2 protein-coding genes and 3 tRNA genes are annotated in these 2,118 nt (G+C 63.6%); all 5 read right to left on the bottom strand.

Annotated features, from left to right (window positions below; translation table 11 throughout):
• Positions 1-560, bottom strand: a 560-nt coding sequence (locus tag O0J73_RS22230; protein ID WP_308309660.1) for a GTP-binding protein, incomplete at its 3' end; no start/stop codon positions are given.
• 41 nt (positions 561-601) lie between these two features.
• Positions 602-677: transfer RNA gene (locus tag O0J73_RS22225), tRNA-Thr, on the bottom strand.
• Positions 678-726: 49 nt separating this feature from the next.
• A tRNA-Gly gene (locus tag O0J73_RS22220) sits at positions 727-800 on the bottom strand.
• A gap of 24 nt (positions 801-824) precedes the next feature.
• Positions 825-910, bottom strand: a tRNA-Tyr gene (locus O0J73_RS22215).
• A 137-nt stretch (positions 911-1,047) separates the two neighbouring features.
• On the bottom strand, positions 1,048-2,064 hold the full coding sequence (locus O0J73_RS22210; protein WP_004154481.1) for an isoaspartyl peptidase/L-asparaginase: 1,017 nt from the start codon (positions 2,062-2,064) through the stop codon (positions 1,048-1,050).
• Positions 2,065-2,118: the final 54 nt, after the last annotated feature.

Below are 2,118 nucleotides of genomic sequence, written 5' to 3'. Positions count from 1 at the left end.
CCGATGTCGCTCTGGTCGCCTTCCAGCGCCAGACGGGCCGAACCGGCGATGATCGGGGTGTCGTCGCCCGGGAAGTCATACTTGCTCAGCAGCTCGCGCACTTCCATCTCGACCAGCTCGAGCAGCTCGGCGTCGTCAACCATGTCGGCCTTGTTCAGGAACACGACGATGTACGGCACGCCGACCTGACGCGACAGCAGGATGTGCTCGCGGGTCTGCGGCATCGGGCCGTCAGCGGCCGAGCACACCAGGATCGCGCCGTCCATCTGGGCGGCACCGGTGATCATGTTCTTGACGTAGTCAGCGTGGCCCGGGCAATCGACGTGGGCGTAGTGACGGACCGGGGATTCGTATTCGACGTGCGCGGTCGAGATCGTGATACCACGAGCCTTTTCTTCCGGCGCAGCGTCGATCGAGGAGTAGTCCTTGAACTCGCCACCGAAGCGCTCGGCACCGATCTTGGTCAGTGCAGCGGTCAGCGTGGTCTTGCCGTGGTCGACGTGACCGATGGTGCCGACGTTGACGTGCGGCTTGGTGCGCTCGAACTTACCCTTGGCCATGGCTGCTTATCTCGAATTCGTCTGAGAGGTGATGCTTAAGATGGTGCTCACGAAAGGAATCGAACCTTCGACCTCTTCCTTACCAAGGAAGTGCTCTACCGACTGAGCTACGTGAGCCGAGTTTTGCATTATGACATGAACTCGATAATATTCAAAGTTCATTCAATGGAGCGGGAGACGGGAATCGAACCCGCACCATCAGCTTGGAAGGCTGAGGTTCTACCATTGAACTACTCCCGCGCCGGGAATGTCACAACGTGAAACTGGTGGAGGGAGGTGGATTCGAACCACCGAAGGCGTAAGCCAGCAGATTTACAGTCTGCCCCCGTTGGCCGCTTGGGTATCCCTCCTTACCACCCCATTCCGTTGCCGCCGAAGCGTTGCGGTGTGTGGTGGTGAGCCGCTTATTCTGCTGATGGGACGGGGGCCTGTCAACGCTTTTTTCCATCTTTTTCACACGTTGTCGCAAACCCCTTGATACGCAAGGTTATTGCCCAGGGACCGGCAGGGTCTCGCTGGCGAAAATTGCGACATGGGGTACGCCGTCGGCGCCGATCCAGCCCCGATACATGCCCTGGGTGTTGAACGGCGTGGCCATTTTTCCATCGGCGGCAAGCACGATTGCGCCACCATCGCCGCCCATCTGCGGAATCGTCTCGTTGATCACACCCTTGCCGGCCTGCTCCGGTGTCTGCCCCTGGTAGCGCATGCGTGCGCAGATCTCGTGCGCGGCGGCGGTGCGGATGTAGTACTCGCCCCAGCCGGTGCCCGACACCGCGCAACGGGCATCGGCCCAGGTGCCGGCCCCGATGATCGGCGAGTCGCCCACGCGTCCGTAGCGCTTGTTGGTCATGCCGCCCGTGGAGGTGCCGGCGGCCAGATGCCCCTGCGCGTCGAGCGCGACCGCGCCTACCGTTCCAAAGTGCTTTGCGGTCTCCAGGTCGGCATGTGCCTGGCCGCTGGCCTCTTCCTTCAAGGCGCGCTGCAGCTGCTGCCAGCGCTTGTCGGTGCGGAAGTACGACGGATCCACCAGCGGAATGCCCTGCTCCACCGCGAAGGCTTCGGCACCCTGCCCGACCATCATCACGTGCCTGGACTTCTGCATCACGGCCTGCGCCAGCTGGATCGGGTTGCGCACCCGCTGCACACCGGCCACTGCACCGGCAGCCTGGCTCGCGCCATCCATCACCGCTGCGTCCAGCTCGTTGTGGCCGTCATGGGTGAACACCGCGCCCTTGCCGGCATTGAAGGTGGGATCATCCTCCAACACGGTGATCGCCGCGGTGACCGCGGCCAGGGCCGGGCGCCCGGCCGCCAGTTCGGCGTGCCCCTTCAGCAGCGCGGCGCGCAGCGCTTCGCGTGCGGCCTTCTCTTCGGCCGGCGACAGATCCTTGCGCTCGACACCGGCGCCACCATGGATGACCAGCAGCGGCGACGTGACCGGTGCAGCCTGGGCAAGCAAGGGCAGGGACAGCAGCGCGGACAGCGCCAAACGCAGTTTCATCGGGTACGTCTCCAGCAGGACGGGAATGGATTGCATGGTAGTGCCGGCTGCTGG

It is taken from the genome of Stenotrophomonas sp. Sm6012 (genome assembly GCF_030985895.1).
Taxonomy (GTDB): Bacteria; Pseudomonadota; Gammaproteobacteria; order Xanthomonadales; family Xanthomonadaceae; genus Stenotrophomonas; species Stenotrophomonas forensis.
The sequence above is the reverse complement of the archived record's forward strand: the minus strand, read 5'-3'. Positions and strand labels throughout refer to the sequence as shown.